Below are 15,502 nucleotides of genomic sequence, written 5' to 3' on the forward strand. Positions count from 1 at the left end.
TCAATATGTCTACGAACGTGTGTTTCTTTTTGTTTCGCTTGTGTTGCAAAGCGGGTGCAAAAGTAGACACTTAATTTACATTTCCAAGCATTTTCTTTATATAATTTCAATATTTTTTCAAATTTTTCCCTAACACACTGATAACAAAAAAATTAGATTTCAATGATTTTTGTCTTTTAAAAGAATTTTCCTATAACAAATAATTTTATTCATTTTTAATATCTGAATAACGGATCATTTTATTTATCTCAGTAGTTGATTCCGTATTTAGTGATGCCCTTTTTTAGAGATTTTGAGAGTTTATAGGTCTCATAAAAAATGAACATATTTCATTTTTGGGATAATTGGAACGTTTTTATAAAGTTTTGGATCATTTTTGACAAGTGTATCTAAATTGAATAAATTAATTTTATCTAATCTCAGGTTTAATTTTATGGTATCTTTTATATCCTTGAATGTATTTATTACTTACTTAAACGTTTTTTGAATGAAACTGCGCTGAAAAGACAATAACATAGTAGTAAAAAGAGTAGCCATTAGGATTTTTGAGTCTTTATAGTATTAAAAATTCTTTTATGTTAAGACTATATTCGATTTTATTGTTTTTTCTTTTAAGTCATGTAGTTAGTGCTCAAGATGATATTATTATTAAAGGAACTGTGATTGATATTAAAACGCAACTTCCTGTAGAAATTGCTACGATTTATTTTAATACGGTCGAAGATTCTATTATAGCACGTGCAACAACAGATAAAAATGGTTTTTTTAGCATAAGTACCACGAAATACGACAAACCGGTTTTTATGAAAATGGATTATCGCGGATATCAATTGTATTATGAAGAAGAAAAAGGGTTTCCTGCAAGTAAGGATTACGGGAAGTTATATTTTCTTGACAAGATTAATACTTTAAAGAATGTAATTGTAACGAACGGAACGGCGCCCATTGCAATCAAAAAAGATACACTGGAATTTAATGCTTCATCTTATAAAGTGCGTCCAGATTCAAATGTCGAGACTTTATTAAAACAATTACCGGGTTTTGATATTGATAATAATGGAAAAGTTACTGTAAACGGAAAAGAAGTAAATCAATTTTTGGTAAATGGAAAAACTTTTTTTGATAAAGACGGGAATATTGCTATCAAAAATTTACCTGCAGATATTATAAAAAAGGTTCAGGTTTCTGATTTTAAAACCAAAAAGGAAGAATTGTCAAAACAGGAATCGACATCGGATTATTCGAGTGTGAACTTAACTATTGATGAAAAGAAAAATACGGGCTTCTTTGGGAAAATAGTTGGAGGCCTGGGTTCAGATGATCGATATGAAAGTAGTCTGATCCTAAATTATTTTAATAACAAACAAAAGATAAGTGTTTTAGCATCTTCTAATAACATTAATTCTACAGGTTTTTCTATGGATGATGTTTTTGGCGCTATGGGAGGCGGAAGAAATAACAATGGCAAAAATATTCTTTATGATCCGGAAAACAGTACTGGAATAACACAGTCTAACCTGATAGGAGTTAATTATTCTGATGAGTGGTTCAGGAATTTTGAAGCCGGAACAAATTATAATTTCATAAATACAACCAATAAAAACCAAAGAAAATCAAATCAAACCAATTTATTGCCTACTGGAAACATCCAAACCAGTTCAGAATCGAATACGAGAAATGAAAATACCGGGAATAAAGTTAATTTGGAATTAGATTATAAAATCAATCCAACTACCCAAATTTTCGTTTCTCCTGTATTCGATCAGTCCCGTTCTAATAATAAGTCTGATGCTTCGAGTTTTTCTCAGGATGAAAACGGGCAGTCTTTAAACGAAAGTAATTCAAAATCTTATACAGAAACTTCGGATATCAATTTTAGCAACAGCATCAATTTGAATAAAGTCTTTAGAAAATCCCGGAACCTGAGTGTCGTTTTTTCGCAGAATAATAGTAATAACGATCTCAAATCCTTAAATCTTTCTGAAACGATTTTTTATCAGGACAGTAAACCCAATGACCAAAGAAACCAAAATACCAAAAACAACACTACAAACGATTTTTACTCCTTTGATTTTGAATATACGGAACCTATAACTGATTCTTTGAAAATAAGAATTGGGTCTAATTTTTCCTGGGCTAATGCAATAAACGACGAGAAAACTTTCAATTTTAATCCGGATACACAATCTTATTCTGATTTAAATTCAGCATTGACCAATTATACAACATCCAAACAAAATATAATGAGTCCTAAAGTAGGGATTACATGGAAAAAGAATAAATTTATCTTAAACATGAATTCGGCAACTGCCATTACAGATTATGACAATTATTCTTTGTATTTGGATAAATCAACTGCTTTAAATAAGAAATATGCTTTACCTAATGCAGATTTTCTGATTCGATACCGGTTTAGCAAAATGAAGGACATTACTTTTAAATTTGATCATTCTAACATACTTCCTACTCCTGCCCAATTATTGCCGGTTATGAATTTGAGTAATCCATTGAACACAATAATAGGAAATCCTGATTTAAATCCTATTGAAAAAAGCAGTGCTAATTTCAATTTTAGAAACTTTAATTTTCATAAACGTTCAGGATATAGTTTATACACACATACGGATTATTACAACAATACTATAATACCAATTTCAGTATATGATAGTAGCGGAAAAATGACAACAACCTTCACAAATATTTCTGGTACTTATGCAAATTTTATTGGTGCAAATTGGTATCAATGCATAAAAAAGAACGCTAATGCCTTAATTTACAGTTTAGGATTAGATGGTAGCTATTCTTTTAATAAAGGATATACAAATGGTGTTTTATATAATGCAAAATCTAAAGCAATAACGCCCAAGATACATTTAGCATATGCTTACGGGGAATCTGTAATTATTTCGCCATCCTACAGTTTATCCTATTATGAAACTAACTATGAAAATTATTCAACAGCAGCAAGTTCTAATGTAATTCATAAAATAAATTTAGAAACCACAACCTATTGGCCGGAAAATTTTGTTTTTGGAAATGATTTTGGATACACTTATAATGCTGCTATTTCGAGTGATTTCAGAAAAGATTATTTCTTATGGAATACGAGCTTATCTTATGGAATCTTAAATAAAAAAATGTTTGTAAAAGTGAAGGTTTATGATGTTTTAAACCAAAACCAAAGTGCCGTGAGAACAATTTCGCCTACATCGATACGCGATGAAGAAAATACAGTTCTAAAACGTTATGTAATGTTTTCGCTATCTTATAAAATTGGAAGCTTTGCAACCAGCAAAAATGAATCTAAAGCAAATTAACGCTGACTTTTTCATTTTCTACTTATTTCTACTTCCTTAATTCAATCTGTACTTAATAATAGTAATCTTACCTCAGCAATTACTATTGCTTTTATCTCGAAACTGTTCCATCACTCATATTATATAAAAATTCTTATAAAATGGCGTGTTTTTATAAACTTTTGCCCCATTTTTTAGAATCAATTTTGACTATCACGAAACTAAATTTGTAGTGTAATTATTAATTTTTCAATATAACACCCTACTAATATGAGATTAATTAAAAAACCTAAGGAATTATTTATTGAAATTGTATGTCTGCTGTATATATTCTTATTTATTTATGCAGCCATGAGCAAAGGGCTTGATTTTGAAAACTTTAAAATTCAACTAGGACAATCCCCTTTATTAAGTGCTTTCGCCGATTGGGTTTCCTGGATCGTACTTATTGTGGAATTTGCTATTGCAATATTGCTCATTTTTCGCAGAACAAGGATTATGGCTCTCTATGCAGGTTTTTGTTTAATGACAATGTTTACTGCTTATATCTATATTATATTGAATTATAGCTCATTTGTTCCGTGCTCATGTGGTGGTATATTAGAAAAAATGAATTGGAAACAGCATTTAGCATTCAATATTGCGTTTGTAGTTTTAGGTGGAGCGGCACTCTGGATCAATCATACTAAAAACAACTCAAGAGATAGAATCCAAAAAACCTCACCATATTATCTTCAGTTATTTGTAACTATTGTATTTAGCAGTACTATTGTTATGCTTTTATTTCTGTACTCAGAAAAAATCATGCATTACGAAAATCCTTTTATAAGACGTTATCCTCAACATCCGGCACAATATAAAAAAGAGCTGGATTTAAAATACAACTCCTATTACTTCGCAGGCCAGTCTGCAGGGAGAATATATCTGGCAAATTATACGGCGCCATTGATGTTAAAATCAGTAGATAAGGATCTGGATAGTATTAAAATCGAAAAAATTATTTTTAATCCTGAGAAAAAGATTCCTTTTCAGAGTACTAAAATTTCAGTAAGAGGCTCTTATTTTTATTTAAAAGATGGTAAAGTGCCAACTGTTTTTAGAGGAAGCACAAGAGACTGGAAACTCGATCATGAGATAGAAGGAGTTCCTTATTTTACGCTGGCTCAGCCAATGGACAGCAGCAGCATGGCATTTAGATCTAATACCAAAAGTATGGCTAATATATTGGGAGTCTACAATGAAAATCAAAAGCCTCAGGTAAAATTTAAAAGTACGCTTCTTCAAAAACAGCTTGATGGTTTTTTTGATACAGATGGTGTCCTTTTATACGACGAAGGGCTGCAAAAACAGATATACTTATACTTTTATCGTAACCAATATATCATTGCAGACAAAAATGGAGAATTAATTCATCGCGGTCGCACTATCGATACGATTTCGAAAGCAAAAATTAAAGTAGCTTATTTGAAAAAAGAAAAACAGAATGAACGAACAATGAAAGCACCACCTCTCATTGTTAATGCAAATGCAGCCGTTTATGGGAATCTTCTTTTTGTAAACTCTAAGATAAAAGGAAAATTTGAAGATGACAAGCTTTGGGAACAAGCTTCTATAATTGATGTTTATGACATAAATAGACATGCATATATAATGAGCCTGGCCATTTATAATATTGGAGATGATAAACTCAAAGATTTTTTAGTAACAGATGATAGTTTATATGCCTTAATTGGCAATCAGCTGGTAGTTTATAAGTTTAGGGACATTTTGAAAAAAGAAATAAAAAATGAAAGCTTTAATGTAAAAAAGCTAACATTTTAAAATATACAGGCCTGTATCAGGAAAAAGATCGAATACCTGTAGAAAAAAGTAGATCAAAGTTTATAATTTTAATTTTTAGTAATATGAAAACGTTATTTTTAAAAAAAGGAATGCCAATTGCCACAGCTATTTTGGCAATGGCAGGAGCTTTCGCAACTACTTCAATGCAAAGCTCAGCGAGTGCTTTTCAACTAAAAACCGGATTCGTGCTAGAACCTAGTGGTGAATGTAATATTGCTGTGGCATGTAGCGATATTCCATCATCTCAAGTTTGTAGATTATCGTATCCTATTGGTGATCAAGCCTTCCAAAAAACTCCTATTACAGGAAATTGTAATACTGTATTATGGCGTCCATAATCATAATGGATTATCCAGGCTGCAATGCCGGTCTATAATCCGGAACGGCATTGTTGCTAATACAGTTTTACTTCATTTAATCGACCTGCTTTCAAAATATCAGGATCTTTTATGTTTATCTTTTTGATTGACTTGAGTGGAATTTTATCTAAGATAAAAATTCTCATGAGAACCAGCCTATACAAACCGAAGAGCCAGTCAAGGAAAACAAAATGTTGTAATTAGAAAGCAGATCAACGTTTAATCAAAAAATTAATTAATCTAAAATTTTAACATTATGAAAACCTTATTTTTCAAAAAAGGAATGCCGATTGCCACAGCTGTTTTGGCAATTGCCGGAGCTTTTGCAACTACTTCAATGCAAAGTTCATCAAGTGCTTTTCAACTAAAAACCGGATTCGTATTAGAACCTAGTGGTGAATGTAATATTGCTGTGGCATGTAGCGATATCCCATCATCTCAAGTTTGTAGATTATCGTATCCTATTGGTGATCAAGCCTTCCAAAAAACTCCTATTACAGGAAATTGTAATACTGTTTTGTATCGTCCATAATGACAATAAATTGGTAGATACTGCAATGCTGTTCCATAATCCGGAACGGCATTGTTGGCTAAATAAAGTTTTACTTCATTTAATCGACCTGCTTTCAAAAATACCAGCATTCTTTGTGTTTTATCCTTTTGATCGGCTTGAATAAGATTTTTATCTAAATTAAAAATTCGGATTAAAACCACTATAAAAACCTGAGCTTGTCAAGGAAAAACGGATGCCTGCAAATAGCAAGCAGATCAAATTTTAACAAAAAAACACTATCATGAAAACCTTATTTTTAAAAAAAGCAATACCCGTTGCCACAGCTGTCTTGGCAATGGCGGGAGCCTTTGCATCTAATTCAATGCAAAGTAAATCCAGTAATTTTATAATAAAAACCGGCTACGTATTAGAACCTAACGGAGAATGTAATATTGCTACTGTATGCAGTGATTATCCAAGTTCATATATATGTCGTTATGGTTTTGGCGGACCAATAGCTTTCGAGAAAAATTTTCTTGGAAATTGTATGTATACCTTGTGGCGCCTTTAATGCAACTTCTTCATATAAAAATATAAGTCTTGATCAAAATCAGCATATAAACCTGAATGAGCTATCAATCAGGAAAAAATCGAATACCAATAAACAAAACAGGTTAAAATTTAATGTAAACAACTTTTATAATACATTATGCTTGATTGCCACCTTTATTTTGGCAATTACAGGAGCATATTTAACCGGATTATTATCCGGAAATCACCTGCCTTTGGTAAAATACTCAGGTAGATGTTCTTTTTATATGAAGATTCACATAAAGGTATTTAATACAAAACTCAGTGCCGTTCCATAATCTGGAGCGGCACTGTTTGTAATTATTATAACCAATTTACTTTTAACAACAACTTATAGAACCACAATACTAAACCTAAATCTAAAAAAATACTATTATGAAAACTCTGTCTTTTGAAAACGAAATACCAATTGCTGCAGCTATTTTTGCAACTGCAGTTGCTTTTGCTACCGCTTCTATACAGATTGCATCCAGCAAATTTGCACCAAAAACCGGCTACATATTAAGCGACCAAAACGAATGCAATATTCCCATATCATGTTGCGATGTTCCCAGTGCACAAATATGCCGTTCATGGTATCCCAATGGACCAATAGCCTTTGGCAAAAACCCTCAGGGACAATGTATTCAAACCTTATGGCTTTGTTATTTTTGATTGACCTGAATGGGATTTTTCTCCGGAAAGTTATACGTATAAAAATGGAAAGTAATTCCGAGAAAAAAATAGAATAGAAGAAAGTACCAGTTTAATTTAAATATTTAATATTATGAAAATGCTTTTTTTTAAAAGTGGAATGCCGATTGCCACCGCTGTTTTGGCAATTGCATTAGCCTTTGCAACCTCTTCGATGCAGAGTGCTTCTAAGAATTATGTAAATGTCGCGGGCTTCAGCTTAGATTCTGAGGGTTTCTGTGACATTTCGGTAGAATGCAGCGATATCGTATCACAAACCATGTGTCGTGTAACCTATCCTAACGGCCCCATGGCTTTTGGTAAAAATTTTTATGGAATGTGCCTTAATATTCTATGGAAGAGTAAACCATAAATAATCTAATGTAAACCAATACCTCAACAAATCATGAAAATACTATACGTTTTTCGACGCTTATAATTAACTCAAGACATCTTGCATACTTATTTGGTAGAGTACAAAGTCATAAGAATGTAAAAAAATGCCATTCTAATAGAATGGCATTTTTTTATTTGCACATTTTCGGAATTATTTAATTCCGTTGTTAATCCATTCAATGTTTTTTTCGTCTTTTAAAAAGTATCCAAACCATTCTAATACTCTCCGGGTCAAATCTTCCATATTTTTGGGTTTTGTAAGACCGTGTCCTTCCTGCGGATAAAGAAGCATTATTCCTTTTTTGCCCAGACGGCGCATTGCCAGATAATATTCAACACTTTGGTGCCAGTCAACCTGCAAATCTACTTTCCCACTCCATAGCAATAAAGGTATGTTTAAGTTTGTTATGGAAGCTAGTGGAGAATTACGACTAAAATCTTCCGGGTTTTCTAATGGCGTTTTTCCTTTCATTCTAAACTGTTCATTATAAAAACGCCACATATCAGGTCTTCCGGTTCCCCATCCTATAGTCAGGAAATAACTGGTGAGATCTGTTATGGCACCGCTGGCAATCGCGGTTTTAAATAATTTTGTATGATTAATTATAAAAGCAGTTTCATATCCTCCAAATGAATGTCCCATTAATCCTACTTTATCCCGATCAATGATTCCCATTGAAATCACTTTTTCGATTCCGGCAGAAACACAGTCCAAAGAAGATGGGCCTACATTCTCATCTTCGTTTAAAATATCTGGCAAAAAAACAAAATATCCCTGTAAAGTAAAAACCGCAGGATTAAAACCGGTCTCGTTATATATAGAAGGAAATATATAATCATGAAGTGTTTCTGACTGTACTTCATAAATATTAACAATCATTGGGTATTTCTTTTGTGAATCATAAACCGCAGGATAATATAATACTCCCTTTAGTTTTTGATGTTTTGAATTTTCAAAATGAATCAATTCACTTTTTCCCCAATGATAATTTTGATGCTGTGGATTGCTTTGCAGGAAAACATTTTCTTTACCGTTTCCTTCTTTGAAAATAAACTGTGGGGGAAGATCAAACTTTTGTCTGCGATAAATTATTTTCTTTTTATCGGCAGTATAATGCAGCTGATCGACATAGGAATCCTCAAAAACTATTTTTTTTTCAATCCTGTTTTTATTCCATATAAAATAACCCGACTTCCCTTCATCGCTTTTTGCATTTAAAATAAGCTCTTTCTCTAAATCATACTTAAATGCTGTGAGGCCATCGTATACAAAATACAACCTATTGTCATCTGGGGTGTCCCCAATTCTATATCTTATTTGATCTTCACGTCCGCGGGTTAATCTTCTTGCAGCACTTCCATCAGGTTTCACAGCCCATATGTCATATTGGTCATAAAGCAGTATTTCTTTGTTATCAGCACTCCATCCCGGGTTTCCAAATGCCGAGCTGCCTACTAAAACCCTCAATTTTCCTGTAAATGAAGTATTTATCTTGTCTGTAATATTGGTATGTTTATCTTGTTCAATGTCATAGGTCCACCAATCATTGTTTTTAAAATAGACAATATAACGTCCGTCTGGTGAAGGAATAATATAATTAAGAGAAAAGGAAGCTTTGCTAAAAATTTTCCTTTTATGCATTTTACTGAGATTTAAAAGATAATAATCACTTGGGCCTTCATAATTGAACTGCGGTTCATATTCAAGCAAATTAGATAAAAGCGCATATTGCTGGTTTCCTGAGAGTGTAATTCTGGGGAGATCCTGAGTTGTTATTTGTGAAAATCCTCCTGTAACAGGTCGCCACATTACTACTTTTTCAGGCTCTTGCCGCATACCCTCACTATTTTTTAAAGGATAAACCAATTTATCATTCGTATTCCATATTTCAGGAGAAGAAGCTGGAGGTGAATTTATTGTATTTTTCCTGATACGAAAAAAAACACGCTGCAAATCATCCGAAATTATAATTTTATCTGATAATCTGGCAATTGCTGAATTTTCAGGAAAACCAGACTGCAAAGCGGGATTAAATTCAAAGAGTTTATCGAGATCAGCTCTATAGTAAAAAAGTGGTTCAATGGTATTGTTTTTAGATATCGAGAAAAAGGCAGCAGCTTTACTGTCTTTACTCCAAACGAACCGGGTTGGTTGGTTTGAATTGGAAGATATAACCCATTTTTCAAAATTTATTTTTTTAAGATCTATGAGTAATAATCCGTATTTTCCGTTTGTAAGGACACAGCACAACAGCAGTTCTTCATTAGGACTAAGCGAATATTGCACTGCATTGTCTATTGATTTTAAAAATTTTCCTGAAGGAGATTGAATCTGAAGCGTTTTATTGTTTGGCGAAGCCCGATTAAGATATATCAGTAAATTTTGTTTGTTTGAATATTGATAATCAGCAGCACCAGAAATAGTTTGTTTTTTTCCGTTTTTTAGATTTATGCATTCAAGATCCTTCCCATTCTGACAATAAAAAAAATTATCTCGTGTAAAAATCGAGTTTCGACCAGATGGGATATAATACTTTTTACCATTAAATGTACTTCGTACAAATAAAGTATCTCCTCCACTCTCAGGTATATTTATATAACTTGCCCAGCGTCCATCAGGAGAAAATTTATCCATTCTGGTATTTCCCCATAGATGATAATCCGCTTCTGTCAGATCTTTTTTTTGCCTTACCTGTCCCCAAAGGGGACAGGCTACTAATGGCAAAATAAATAATAAAAATAAAACTAAAAATAAAAATTGGTATTTGCTTTTAAAGTTTCCACCTAAAGCAGTGGAACTTATATTTTTTTTTGACATGATTGTTTTATTTAATACCCCCTGGCCTGTGGAAGTAAGTGGAATTTGTATTGATTTCTGTAGAATTGTAAATGCTTTTTAAAATTTTATCTTTTTTTGCCTGCCTGTCCCAAAAGAGGGACAGGTTTCCAAAAAGGCAAAAAACAATTAAAATAGGTATTGATTCTAAGACTTGCATCTAAAACTATGTGACTAATAAAGTTTTTTCAGCAGGACTTTTATTAATATCCCGGATTCTGTGGTAACAGATTAGGATTTGCATTTAATTCGTTCTGTGGAATCGGAAAAATTCTGTCTTCACTATTCCATCCTGGTTTCACGGCTGACAATATATTGTCCAGTTGTCCAAAACGTTTCAGGTCGAAAAAACGATGTCCCGGTTCACTAAAAAGTTCCCATCTTCTTTCCTGCAGGATGGCATTTAAAATTTCGGTCTGGCTTTGTGCGGTTGTCTGGCCAAGTCCGGCGCGTTCTCTTATTTTGTTGAGATCTTCTCTGGCTCCGCCAAGATTACCTAAATGGGCGCGGGCTTCAGCGCGTATCAAGTACTGCTCTGCTAATCGAAACTGAACTGAATATTCTACCGAAGCAGGAGTATTACTGCGTTCTTTATATTTGAATGCATGATACCAGATTGTGCTGTCATCTGTAACAGAATTAATCCAATTTGATTTTCGAAGATCTGTATCTGAAAATGAATTCACAAAATTTTCAGTTAGAGCCAGAACAGGAGGACCTGATACAAAAATAAATATGCTGCCTTCTACCGTATTTTCCCCAGCGTTTGCTGATTGCAATTGCCAGATTGTTTCTCTTGAATTTATTAGAAATACCTGATCAAGATCTGGTTCAAGTGAAAATAATCCTGTCTGGTTTAATACAGCAGAAGCTTCATTAGCTGCTTCGGTAAATTGGTTGTTGTACAGATATACGCGAGCCAGAAGAGCACGGGCGGTAAACTTATTAGGACGCACTCTTTGAGCAGGACTGTAAGTTTCAGGCAGCATCGAGGACGCATTTTGCAGGTCAGCAATCAGGTTATTGTATATATTTTGAGTACTTGTTCTTGGGATTTTACTGTTATTTCTGTAATCTGTTTCAACGACATACGGAATATCCCCGAAAAGGTTTACCAGATAAAAATGAATAAGTGCCCGAATAAACAATGCTTCTCCCTGCAGTTGTTTTTTATTTTGTTCCGAGAGATTTTTGCTGTTTTGTACTCCTTCTATAAGAGAATTGGCAGCATAAATCTGATTATAAGCCACATTCCACCAATCCTGAATTGTTGGAGAAGACGGAAGAAGCCTGTTTTGATAAAAAGCTTCAGAAGGACTGGAGGGACTCTGAAAAGAATCGGTTTCATCAGTATAACTTCCCAGCTGTACAGGTATACCATTTCCGTTCAGCATTCCGTTATCTCTAATTTTAGAATAAATATCCGTTAGAGCAGCAGTAGCCGTCGCATAATCTTCAAATACGGCTTCATTGTTCAGCTGTGATTTAGGGAGATCCGTTTCTACAAAAGAATCACAGGAAATTAGCAATAGCAAAAAGCCAGCTAAATATAACAGTTTTGTTATTAGATTTTTCATTTTCATAGCTTTAAAACGTTAATTGTACTCCCGCAGTGATCACTTTAAGAGGAGGTAAAAAACCAGGAATAGATTCAGGATCCCCATCTTCGTATTTGGTAAAAGTCACCAGATTTTGCCCCTCTATTATTATTTTACAGTTTGTCTCCTTAAGTAGTAATGGAAGATTATAAGAAAAGGCTATATTTTTAAGACGGATAAAAGAACCATCAGTAACCGTTGCGCTGCTGGTCGAGTAATAATAATCAGCCAGAACAGCATCAAAGTTGTAGCCGGTAGTAAAGATTTGGTAAGGCGCATTATCTCCGGGCTGCATCCACGAATCATTTATTTTTCGATACTGGTTTGACATTACTCCTGCCAGACCCAGCGGATAGGTTCTTTTTTTCTGTTTTGTAAATTGAAAAAGAAAATCAAGGCTGCATCTTTTATACGTAAGCTGATTCTGCAAACCGCCGTAGAATTTTGGATTAAGATTAGACAGAACTTTAGCATCGTCAGCAATGGTTAGGTTTCCATCGTTATTGTAATCTTCAAATTCATAAACACCAGTCTGAGGATTAACACCTTTATATTGATAAAGAATATTGATGTTCAACGGCTGTCCGATACGATATTGCTGGCTATAAGTAGAACCTTCTAAACCGGGAAAACGCAAGAGTTTGTTTCGGGCAAAACTTATGTTGAAATTCGTGGACCACTTAAAATCTGTATTATTAAAATTGACCGTTCTAAGAGTCAGTTCAAGTCCTTTGTTTTCAACCTCAGCATCCAGATTGGACTGTATAGAAGGAAAACCTGTTGTTCCCGGCAATGGTATTCCTACAAGCTGATTAGAAGATCTGTTTTGATACCAGGAAGCTGTTGTAAAGATGCGGTCTTGTAAAAAGCCCAATTCGAGTGCAAATTCCAGTTTTTTATTGATTTCCCATCCAAAATCCGGATTAAAAAGTCTTGAAGGCTGAATTCCTACCGTTCCGCCATAGTTAACCCCCGTGGTGCTATACGTATTCAAGTATTGATAGTCCCCAATCTGATCATTACCCGTTGTACCGTAACTAGCTCGAATTTTTCCAAAACTTAGCCATTGGCTTTCTTGCAAATAACTCTCACGGGAGAAAACCCAGGCAGCCCCCACTGCCCCAAATGTCGCAAATTGATTACCAGGCCCAAAACGGCTGGATCCGTCTCGTCTGGCCGTAAGGTTCAGAATGTAACGCTGCTGCAAGTTGTAGTTTGCCCTGGCAAAAAATGCCTGATACTTGTATTGTGTTTCATCATTATTAGTGACCAGAACAGATTTTGCTGCTGACAAATTGTATATCAAACTATTAGATATAAATCCTGCACCTAACTGATAAAGTGTGCTTGTAACCTGATTCTGGAAAGTCCCGCCAAGGAGAACATCAAGTTTACCTTTGCCAAGTGTTCTTTCGTAATTTATTTGAGGTTCGATAATCCACGAAGATCTGTCTGTATTATTTTGATAAATTACAGAACGATCGCTTGATACATTAAAGATAGGATTGTAGATTGTCGAAGGTACAGTTCTGGTTTCAATAGTATGCAGATCTGTAAACCCAAAACTGCCTTTTACAGTAAGATTGTCTATAATTTCATAAGACAAAACTGTGTTTGCGATAAGATCATTGGTTTTAGACCGATATTCGGCATTGAGATTTCGCAGCGGATTTTGCCATGTGCCATTTTCCCAATTAAGGCTTCCATCGGCATTGTAGAGTGCAGGACCATTGGGAGGAATAAATCGTACAACTGAACTCAGATCAAAAGACGGCAGCTTATTGTTCTGACTGTCATAACCTCCAGAGAAGGCAAAGCGAAACTTGTTGTCTTCAGATACGTGGTTTACATTGAGCTGTGCGCCTCCTTTTTTATATCTAAAATCTCCCGGATAAATCGTGGATTCCTGATGGTAGTTTCCTCCCAGCCTGAATTGGGTTTTCTCAGATCCTCCTGATGCACTCCCCTGTACATCATTTATTTGAGAAGTTCCCCCCAGGATTTCCCTTTGCCAGTCTGTATATCGATTTTGATCCCAGGTACCATTTATGTCGTAATCACGCGGCCCATATTGTGTGAGACCATCATTAATGAAAGCTTGTCTGCGCATGGCAAGATAATCCTGCGTATTCATTAATTTAAGAAATGTGGTCGCCTTGCCTACTCCGGTAGAACTTGAGATACTAAAAGATGTTTTGCCTTTTTTCCCTTTTTTTGTAGTAATCAGCACTACTCCATTGGCTCCTCTTGATCCATATATAGAAGTTGCATCGGCATCTTTGAGTACTTCAATGCTTTCGATATTATCAGGATTAATGCCGTTAAGCGGACTTGAAAAGGAAGGATAAGGTGTTGAAGTTTGACTGGATCCTATGGGATCTGAAGAATAAGGTACTCCATCAATAACGTAGAGTGGTGAATTTGCATCGCTGCGAAGGCTGTTTTGTCCTCTTATTTTGATATCGAAGCCTCCTCCTGGAGTTCCGGTTTGTTGAGTAATATCGACTCCCGCCATTCGGCCCTGCATAGCGGCCAGAACATTTGTAACAGGCTGTATTTCGATATCTTTAGATGTAACTCTGGAAATGCTCCCGGTACGTTCACTTTCTTTTACGGTATAATATCCTGCGTTGACCCTGACTTCCTGCAGCGCCATTACATCATACTGTAATACTACGTTTATAGTTTGCCTGTTATTTACAGGAACCAGAGCGGTTTTAAAACCAATAAAAGCAAGAACAAGAGTGTCAGAATTGGCGGCGATCATACTATATTGTCCTGTATGATCAGAAATAGTTGCTGAGTTGGCTTTGCCTTTTATAGCAATGGTTACTCCAGGTAACGGATTGGTACCATCTGTGATGCTACCCTGAACAAGTTTTTGAGATAAATTCGGCTGCTGTTGCCGCAGCGAATTACTAGCTAGAACAAAGGAGGAAGATAAGAAACATCCTAAAAAAAATAGGCAATAAAAAGCCTTACAACCTTTGTAAAATGAAAAATTATTCATAATATTGGTTAGTTAAGTGAAACATTAGTTTGTTAGCTATGGTCCTCTATACTAGTTTGGCGACGAATTAGAGGACCATTTTTTTATGTAGTAAATTAAATGGTTATGGTATCAACTACCATTTCTGTTGAATCATAGGCATTAATTTTTTTTTTGTTATTGGATTAATATTACTGCAAGCCTAAAAACAATGAAGATTGAATGCTAACAATAAAGCTGAAGAGCTTAGCCAAAAATGGTGCTTAATTCAGCTTAAACTCTATGTGGGTAATAAGAATACCGAGGAATAATGAGTGAGTTCACATCCCCGCAAGACGTGAGCACAATTACTTATCATCTCAAGGTTTATTAAACCCAGTTTTCGATAACAAGATCCAAAGCGAATCTTTCAATGTTCATATAAGAATAA

The 15,502-nt window shown here is 34.5% G+C and carries 10 protein-coding genes; 7 read left to right on the top strand and 3 right to left on the bottom strand.

Annotated features, from left to right (window positions below; all coding sequences use genetic code 11):
• The first annotated feature begins 575 nt into the window (after positions 1 to 575).
• The 7 genes from BXU01_RS08100 to BXU01_RS08130 all read left to right on the top strand — a co-directional run bounded on the left by BXU01_RS08100 (position 576) and on the right by BXU01_RS08130 (position 7,626).
• Entirely contained in the window at positions 576 to 3,317 is a 2,742-nt protein-coding gene (locus tag BXU01_RS08100) for an outer membrane beta-barrel protein (protein ID WP_083692722.1), read from the top strand.
• Between the two features lie 249 nt (positions 3,318 to 3,566).
• Positions 3,567 to 5,117 carry a DoxX family protein gene (locus BXU01_RS08105; RefSeq protein WP_083692723.1) on the top strand — a complete coding sequence of 517 codons (1,551 nt, stop codon included), beginning with the start codon at positions 3,567 to 3,569 and terminating at the stop codon, positions 5,115 to 5,117.
• An 83-nt stretch (positions 5,118 to 5,200) separates the two neighbouring features.
• Positions 5,201 to 5,476 carry a hypothetical protein gene (locus BXU01_RS08110; RefSeq protein WP_055096685.1) on the top strand — a complete coding sequence of 92 codons (276 nt, stop codon included), beginning with the start codon at positions 5,201 to 5,203 and terminating at the stop codon, positions 5,474 to 5,476.
• A gap of 277 nt (positions 5,477 to 5,753) precedes the next feature.
• Positions 5,754 to 6,029 (top strand): DUF6520 family protein, encoded by a 276-nt coding sequence (locus BXU01_RS08115; protein ID WP_055096681.1) that lies wholly within the window; start codon positions 5,754 to 5,756, stop codon positions 6,027 to 6,029.
• Positions 6,030 to 6,291: 262 nt separating this feature from the next.
• On the top strand, positions 6,292 to 6,561 hold the full coding sequence (locus tag BXU01_RS08120) for a DUF6520 family protein (protein WP_055096679.1): 270 nt from the start codon (positions 6,292 to 6,294) through the stop codon (positions 6,559 to 6,561).
• Positions 6,562 to 6,956: 395 nt separating this feature from the next.
• Entirely contained in the window at positions 6,957 to 7,235 is a 279-nt protein-coding gene (locus BXU01_RS08125; protein ID WP_083692724.1) for a hypothetical protein, read from the top strand.
• 118 nt (positions 7,236 to 7,353) lie between these two features.
• Positions 7,354 to 7,626, top strand: a complete 273-nt coding sequence (locus BXU01_RS08130; RefSeq protein ID WP_255373745.1) for a DUF6520 family protein — start codon at positions 7,354 to 7,356, stop codon at positions 7,624 to 7,626.
• 174 nt (positions 7,627 to 7,800) lie between these two features.
• Here BXU01_RS08130 and BXU01_RS08135 read toward each other — a convergent pair whose 3' ends face one another.
• The 3 genes from BXU01_RS08135 to BXU01_RS08145 form a co-directional block, all read right to left on the bottom strand.
• Positions 7,801 to 10,467 carry a prolyl oligopeptidase family serine peptidase gene (locus BXU01_RS08135; protein ID WP_083692726.1) on the bottom strand — a complete coding sequence of 889 codons (2,667 nt, stop codon included), beginning with the start codon at positions 10,465 to 10,467 and terminating at the stop codon, positions 7,801 to 7,803.
• A 221-nt stretch (positions 10,468 to 10,688) separates the two neighbouring features.
• A complete protein-coding gene (locus tag BXU01_RS08140; RefSeq protein ID WP_255373725.1) occupies positions 10,689 to 12,062 on the bottom strand; it encodes a RagB/SusD family nutrient uptake outer membrane protein in 1,374 nt (457 codons plus the stop codon).
• A 10-nt stretch (positions 12,063 to 12,072) separates the two neighbouring features.
• Complete coding sequence (locus tag BXU01_RS08145; protein ID WP_083692728.1) at positions 12,073 to 15,093, bottom strand: SusC/RagA family TonB-linked outer membrane protein; 3,021 nt, start codon at positions 15,091 to 15,093, stop codon at positions 12,073 to 12,075.
• Positions 15,094 to 15,502 lie beyond the last annotated feature (409 nt).

The organism is [Flexibacter] sp. ATCC 35103 (genome assembly GCF_001975985.1).
GTDB lineage: Bacteria > Bacteroidota > Bacteroidia > Flavobacteriales > Flavobacteriaceae > Flavobacterium.